Source organism: Xanthomonas sp. BRIP62418 (genome assembly GCF_003993495.1).
Classification (GTDB): domain Bacteria; phylum Pseudomonadota; class Gammaproteobacteria; order Xanthomonadales; family Xanthomonadaceae; genus Xanthomonas; species Xanthomonas euroxanthea.
In genome coordinates this window covers 361,104-367,306 of the sequence record NZ_QEZG01000049.1, presented here as the reverse complement: position 1 = coordinate 367,306, position 6,203 = coordinate 361,104, and the positions used below count along the sequence as shown (strand labels likewise).

Genomic DNA, 6,203 nt, shown 5'->3' with positions numbered 1-6,203 from the left:
GGCTGGGGTGGTGGTGGCGGATCATCGGGAGGCGGTGGCGCCTCGGGGAGCTGGTGATGCGGTGGCTCAGACACGTTTTCGCGCCCTCGGCGCAGCGCAGTTTTCCGGCCAGCTGCATGGATGCGATCGCCGCGGCAGTGGCCGCCAGCGAGCGCACCCACACCGGGCAGATCATGGTGGCGGTGGATGCCGACCTGCCGCTGGACGCGCTATGGCGTGGGCAGACCGCGCGCCAGCGCGCCGAACAGGTCTTCGCGCAATTGCGCACCTGGGACACCGAGGCCAATAACGGGGTACTGCTGTATCTGCTGCTGGCCGACCACGCCATCGAGGTGGTTGCCGACCGCGGCCTGCGCAGCCGGGTGCCGGAGGCGCACTGGGCCGAGGTGTGCCGGCGCATGCAGCAGTTCCTGCGCGATGGCGAGTACGAGGCGGCGGTGCTGGCCGGGATCGAGGCGGTGACCGCGCTGTTGACCGAGCATTTCCCCGCCGTCCCCGGCTCCCAGCATGAAGACGAGCTGCCCGATCGTCCCCAGCTCTTAGGCTGAGCGCGCGCGAGGTGTCAGAATAGACGCCTCGCTTTTTTGTGATCCGCGGTCCGCATGATCTATCTGCACGCCATCGACCCCATCGCCTTCTCGCTTGGACCGGTGCAGGTGCACTGGTACGGGTTGATGTACCTGGCCGCATTCTTCTCTGCCTGGGCACTGGGACGCTCGCGCATCCTGCGCGGCCGCCTGCCGGGTGTGGACATGGACGGATTTTCCGACCTGTTGTTCTACGGCATGCTCGGCGTGGTGCTGGGCGGGCGCATCGGCTACATGCTGTTCTATGCGTTCGACAGCTTGCTGGCCAACCCATTGATCCTGTTCAAGGTATGGCAAGGCGGCATGAGCTTCCACGGCGGCCTGCTGGGCGTGCTGATCGCCTGCGGATTGTGGACGCGCAAGCATCGGCTGCACTTCTTCGACGTGATGGATTTCGTGGCGCCGCTGGTCCCGTTGGGGCTGGGCTTCGGGAGGCTGGGCAATTTCGTCGGCGGCGAGTTGTGGGGCAAGTTCACCCAGGCTGGTTGGGGCGTGATCTTTCCGCATGCGCCGGAGCTGGCCAATGTCGCACCAGCGCAAATCCAGGCGCAATACGTTGCCGGTGCGTTGACCCAGTTCGCGCGGCACCCGTCGCAGCTCTATGAAGCGGCGCTGGAAGGGGTGGTGATGTTCGTGGTGCTGTGGGCGTTCTCGATGCAGCCGCGCGCCCGCTATGCGGTGTCCGGGTTGTTTGCGCTGCTGTACGGCGTGTTCCGCTTCATCGTGGAATTCGTGCGGGTACCGGATGCGCCGATCGGCTACCTGGCCTTCAACTGGCTGACGATGGGGCAGATCCTGAGCCTGCCGTTGATTGCGGTGGGCCTGGTGCTGCTGGCGATGTCGCGCCGCGCGCCGGTGCTGCAGCCGGTGCGGGTGCAGGCCGTGGGCGTGGAGGCGGGCAAGTGAATCCCTATCTGGACCTGCTGCAGCATGTGCTGGAACACGGCGCCGAGAAGTCCGATCGCACCGGCACCGGCACGCGCAGCGTGTTCGGCTGGCAGATGCGCTTCGACCTCAACGACGGCTTTCCGCTGGTCACCACCAAGAAATTGCATCTGCGCTCGATCATCCACGAGCTGCTCTGGTTCCTGCAGGGCGATACCAATATCGGGTATCTCAAGGACAACCAGGTCCGCATCTGGGATGAGTGGGCCGACACCGATGGCAATCTCGGCCCGGTCTACGGCAAGCAGTGGCGGCGCTGGACCGGCCCGGACGGGGCCGAGATCGACCAGATGCAATGGCTGGTGGACGAGATCAAGCGCAACCCGGATTCGCGCCGGCTGGTGATCAGCGCCTGGAATGTCGGCGAACTGCCGCAGATGGCATTGATGCCATGCCACAGCCTGTTCCAGTTCTATGTGGTCGACGGCAAACTCAGCTGCCAGCTCTATCAGCGCAGCGGCGACATCTTTCTGGGCGTGCCGTTCAATATCGCCAGCTATGCGTTGCTGACGCATATGGTGGCGCAGGCGACCGGCCTGGGCGTGGGCGATTTCGTGCATACCCTCGGTGATGCGCACCTGTACTCGAACCACTTCGAGCAGGCACGCGAGCAACTGACACGCACCCCGCGCGCGCTGCCGACCTTGCGCCTGAATCCCGCCGTGACCGATCTGTTCGCATTCCGCTTCGACGACATCGCCATCGAGGGCTACGACCCGCATCCGGCGATCAAGGCACCGGTGGCGGTGTAGGCGGCGCTTCGCCGGTTGCGTGAGGCCACACGTTGCCTTGATGCTCGAAGGGATATCGTCTGCTGCATGAAACTGACCCTGATCGTCGCCTTCGACCGCAACAACGCCATCGGCCGCAATAACGAGCTGCCGTGGAAATTGCCGGACGACCTGAAGCGTTTCAAGGCGCTGACCTTGGGCAAGCCGATCCTGATGGGGCGCAAGACTGCGCAGTCGTTGGGACGTGCCCTGCCGGGGCGTTTGAACCTGGTGCTGACACGTTCGGGGCAGGTGCCGTTTGCGGACATGCAGGCAGTGGCGTCGGTCGATGCCGCGATTGCGCAGGCCGAGGCGACAGGCGCCCGGGAGTTGTGCGTCATCGGTGGCGGCGAGGTGTATCGCCTGACCATGGAGCGTGCCGACCTGCTGGCGGTGACCGACGTGGACACCAGCGTGGAGCAGGCCGACACCTACTTTCCGCCGATCGACCCGGCCGTGTGGGAAGCCGTGCAGCGCGAACCGCATGCGGCCGATGCCCGTCATGCCTTCGCATTCGATTACGTGGACTATCGGCGACGCTGAGGCGTGTGCGTCGACTGAAGCGCGCGTGGCTCAGCGCTTGGTTCGATTCGTCTGACCAGACCCGTCTCTCAGCTCAGTCAGCAGCAGGAGCGGGCGGGGCGGTATCGGGAGCAGGGGTGGAACCGGCGCTCGCGTTCGCATGGTCCCCGCCGCCGCCGCGCTGGCGTTGCCGCCGGCGCGGTGGCCGGTTGCGCTGCGCGGCCTGCGTCGGCTGCGTGATCGGAATTCCCGGTACCTGCACCACGCGCAATTCGTCGGTATCCAGCTGCAGCGCGGTGAGCTTGCCGCCCCACACGGCGCCGGTATCGATGGCATGCACGCCCTGGGTGATGGTCAGCCCGAGCGCGGACCAATGCCCACAGACGATCTTCAGGTCGCGCTCGACCCGGCCCGGCACTTCGAACCACGGATACAGGCCCTGCGCCTGCGTCCCCGGCGTGCCCTTGTCGTCGGTGGCGATGCGCCCGCGTGGGGTGCAATAGCGCATGCGCGTGAACAGGTTGATGATCGCGCGGCTGCGGTCGTACCCGCTCAGGCCCGGCGACCAGCCCGGCTGGTCGCCGTACATGTTGCGCAGCAGTTTGCGGTAGCCGCCGCCCTGCAGTTGCTGCTCGACCTCGCGTGCATGTTTCTCGGCCATCTGCGTGGTCCACTTCGGCGCGAGCCCGGCATGGATCATCATCCAGCCCAGGTCGCGGTCCACGTGTGCCAGCTTCTGCATCCGCAGCCAGTCGAGCAGCAGGTCGCGGTCTTCGGCCAGCACGATGCGCAGCAGATCCGGATTGACCTTGCGCTGCTCTTCTTCCGAGCGCGCGCCGATCGCCAGCAGCGACAGATCATGGTTGCCCAGCACCACCACGCTATGCGCGCGCAGCGAATGCACCAGGCGCAGCGTTTCCAGCGATTGACCGCCGCGGTTGACCAGGTCCCCGCAGAACCACAAGGTGTCCTGCGCAGGATCGAAGTTGATTTTTTCCAGCAAGCGCTGGGTGATGTCGTAACACCCCTGCAGATCGCCAATTGCCCAGACGCTCATCGCGTGCGCTCCATCAGTCCAGCATCCATCAGTGCAGCGTCCTGGGTACGCTCAGCACGAAGGCGGCGATCGGGGCGGTGAATTCGGTGCCATCGTCGGCCACCATGTCGTAGTGGCCTTGCATCTGCCCCTGCTCGGTCTCCAGCAGCACGCCGGAGGTATAACTGAACGCCTCGCCGGGACGCAGCCAGGGTTGCTCGCCGACCACGCCTTCGCCATCCACCCGCTCGGTGCGTCCGTTGGCGTCGGTGATCTGCCAATGACGCGCGACCAGGCGCGCGGGCACGGCGCCCGCGTTCTGGATGCGGATGCTGTAGGCGAAGGCATAGCGGCCTTCGTCGGGGGTCGACTGATGGGCGAGGAAGCGGGGCGACACCTCGACCTCGACCCGGTAGCGTGGATCATCGTGCATGCGGAAAGTCTAAAGAAAACCGTGTGGGAGCGGCGCTCAAGCCAGCTCGACATTGGCCAGACGGATGAAATCCGCGACCTCGAGTTGTTCGGCGCGTGCATCCGGACGCACCTGCGCGGCCTCGAAATGGGCGGGCTCGCAGACGTTGGACAAGGCATTGCGCAGGGTCTTGCGACGCTGGCCGAAGCCGGCGCGTACCACGTCGGCAAAGCGCCGCCGATCCCTGATCAGCACCGTGGCCGGATCGCGCGGCACCAACCTCACCACCGCCGAATCCACCTTCGGTGGCGGCCGGAATGCGCCCGGCGGCACCACGAACAGCGCGGTCACCTCGCAGTACGCCTGCAGCATCACGCTCAACCGCCCGTACACCTTGCTGCCGGGGCCGGCGGCCATGCGGTCGACCACTTCCTTTTGCAGCATGAAGTGCATGTCGGCCACCGCTGCGGCATGGTCCAGCGCATGGAACAGGATCGGCGAGGAGATGTTGTAGGGCAGGTTGCCGACCAAGCGGATCGGCGTGCCATCGGCCAGCGCAGTGAAATCCACACTGAGCACATCGCGATGGATGATGCTCAGCGCGCCGATCGGTGCGGCCGCCTCGGTCAATGGGGCGATCAGGTCGCGGTCGAATTCGATCACGGTCAGGGCGCCGTGCTTGCGCAGCAGTGGAAAGGTGATCGCGCCCTGACCAGGGCCGATTTCGACCAGGTGCTGGCCGGCGCGCGGGTCCACCGCCTGCACGATGCGGTCGATGTAATACCGGTCGGCAAGAAAGTGCTGGCCAAGCGACTTCTTGGCCGGTGCGCTGAAAGAATGATTCATGCGCGCAGTTTAACGTGGCAGCGCCTGCACGCGGTGCCGGTTCTGCGCCTGCAAGACGCGACAGACGGGCTGCGTGCACGCGGCGCACCGTTGAGCGCGGCAATCGCCGTTGCTCAGTCGCGTTTCGCCAGACGCGCGCACAGGTCGGTGGCCGCCATCAGGCTGGACGGGTCGGCAAGGCCGCGCCCGGCCAGCTCCAGCGCGGTGCCGTGATCGACCGCCACGCGCGGATACGGCAGGCCGAGCGTGATGTTGACCGCCTGCTCGAAGCCGCTGTACTTGAGCACCGGCAGGCCTTGATCGTGATACATCGCCACCACCGCATCGAAACCGGTGAGCTTCTGCGGCAAGAATGCGGTATCGGCCGGAAGCGGGCCGATCAGCTGCATGCCGTCGCCGCGTAGCTGCTCCAGCAACGGAATGATGATGTCCAGTTCCTCGCGGCCCAGGTGCCCGTCTTCGCCGGCATGCGGGTTGAGGCCCAGCACCGCGATGCGCGGGCGTTCCAGGCCGAAGTCGCGTCGCAGTGCAGCGTCGGTGATGCGCAGGCAGCGCGTAACGGTGTCGGCGGTGATCGCATCGGCCACTGCGCGCAGCGGCAGATGGGTGGTCACCAGGGCGACGCGCACGATGGCATTGGCCAGCATCATCACCACCGGACAGCCCGCCTGTTCGGCCAGCAGCTCGGTGGTGCCGGTATAGGGAATGCCACCGGCATTGATCACCGCCTTGTGCACCGGGCCGGTGACGATGCCCTGCAGCCTGCCGGACAGGCAGTCGCCGGCGGCGCCACGCAGGCCGGCAATCACCGCTGCCGCGTTGGCGGGGTCGGGCGTGCCGAAGCGGGTCGCCACGGCCTGGCGGATCGGATGCAGCGGCAGGTCGCCGGGCGCACGCGCGCGCTGGTCCGGATCGAGCAACCGCACAGACAAGGACAGCGCCTTTGCGGCGCTGTGCAGGGTGTCCGGATCGGCGTAGGCGACCAGGTGGGCGTCCGAGCGCGGCCGCTGGGCAAGCCGGACGCATAGTTCCGGCCCGATCCCGGCCGGCTCGCCTGGCACCAGCGCGAGCGACGGGAGCATCGA

Annotated in this window: 8 protein-coding genes; 4 read left to right on the top strand and 4 right to left on the bottom strand. The window is 66.5% G+C overall.

What is annotated here, in order from left to right; all coding sequences use genetic code 11:
- The first annotated feature begins 56 nt into the window (after window positions 1-56).
- The 4 genes from EO174_RS20070 to EO174_RS20055 all read left to right on the top strand — a co-directional run bounded on the left by EO174_RS20070 (window position 57) and on the right by EO174_RS20055 (window position 2,845).
- Window positions 57-548: a TPM domain-containing protein gene (locus tag EO174_RS20070; protein ID WP_164739227.1), complete on the top strand. Its 492-nt coding sequence runs from the start codon at window positions 57-59 to the stop codon at window positions 546-548.
- 54 nt (window positions 549-602) lie between these two features.
- Window positions 603-1,493: a prolipoprotein diacylglyceryl transferase gene (lgt, locus tag EO174_RS20065; protein WP_126946909.1), complete on the top strand. Its 891-nt coding sequence runs from the start codon at window positions 603-605 to the stop codon at window positions 1,491-1,493.
- Complete coding sequence (locus EO174_RS20060; RefSeq protein WP_126946906.1) at window positions 1,490-2,284, top strand: thymidylate synthase; 795 nt, start codon at window positions 1,490-1,492, stop codon at window positions 2,282-2,284. The genes lgt and EO174_RS20060 overlap by 4 nt, the downstream gene beginning before the upstream one ends.
- A gap of 66 nt (window positions 2,285-2,350) precedes the next feature.
- Window positions 2,351-2,845 (top strand): dihydrofolate reductase, encoded by a 495-nt coding sequence (locus tag EO174_RS20055; protein ID WP_126946903.1) that lies wholly within the window; start codon window positions 2,351-2,353, stop codon window positions 2,843-2,845.
- Between the two features lie 73 nt (window positions 2,846-2,918).
- Here the strand turns inward: EO174_RS20055 and EO174_RS20050 are convergent, their stop codons facing one another.
- From EO174_RS20050 to pdxA, 4 genes are all read right to left on the bottom strand, one after another.
- Window positions 2,919-3,881, bottom strand: coding sequence for a symmetrical bis(5'-nucleosyl)-tetraphosphatase (locus tag EO174_RS20050; protein ID WP_126946900.1), 963 nt, complete (start codon window positions 3,879-3,881; stop codon window positions 2,919-2,921).
- 28 nt (window positions 3,882-3,909) lie between these two features.
- Window positions 3,910-4,293: a Co2+/Mg2+ efflux protein ApaG gene (apaG, locus tag EO174_RS20045; RefSeq protein ID WP_104532996.1), complete on the bottom strand. Its 384-nt coding sequence runs from the start codon at window positions 4,291-4,293 to the stop codon at window positions 3,910-3,912.
- 36 nt (window positions 4,294-4,329) lie between these two features.
- Entirely contained in the window at window positions 4,330-5,118 is a 789-nt protein-coding gene (gene rsmA, locus EO174_RS20040) for a 16S rRNA (adenine(1518)-N(6)/adenine(1519)-N(6))-dimethyltransferase RsmA (protein WP_104584976.1), read from the bottom strand.
- 113 nt (window positions 5,119-5,231) lie between these two features.
- A complete protein-coding gene (gene pdxA, locus EO174_RS20035) occupies window positions 5,232-6,200 on the bottom strand; it encodes a 4-hydroxythreonine-4-phosphate dehydrogenase PdxA (RefSeq protein ID WP_126946897.1) in 969 nt (322 codons plus the stop codon).
- Window positions 6,201-6,203 lie beyond the last annotated feature (3 nt).

What these genes read in the sequence shown, in the direction of transcription:
- EO174_RS20055 (WP_126946903.1), top strand. Translation starts at nt 2,351, where the DNA reads ATGAAACTGACCCTGATCGTCGCCTTCGACCGCAACAACGCCATCGGC.
- apaG (WP_104532996.1), bottom strand. Translation starts at nt 4,293, where the DNA reads ATGCACGATGATCCACGCTACCGGGTCGAGGTCGAGGTGTCGCCCCGC.
- lgt (WP_126946909.1), top strand. Translation starts at nt 603, where the DNA reads ATGATCTATCTGCACGCCATCGACCCCATCGCCTTCTCGCTTGGACCG.
- pdxA (WP_126946897.1), bottom strand. Translation starts at nt 6,200, where the DNA reads ATGCTCCCGTCGCTCGCGCTGGTGCCAGGCGAGCCGGCCGGGATCGGG.
- rsmA (WP_104584976.1), bottom strand. Translation starts at nt 5,118, where the DNA reads ATGAATCATTCTTTCAGCGCACCGGCCAAGAAGTCGCTTGGCCAGCAC.
- EO174_RS20070 (WP_164739227.1), top strand. Translation starts at nt 57, where the DNA reads ATGCGGTGGCTCAGACACGTTTTCGCGCCCTCGGCGCAGCGCAGTTTT.
- EO174_RS20050 (WP_126946900.1), bottom strand. Translation starts at nt 3,881, where the DNA reads ATGAGCGTCTGGGCAATTGGCGATCTGCAGGGGTGTTACGACATCACC.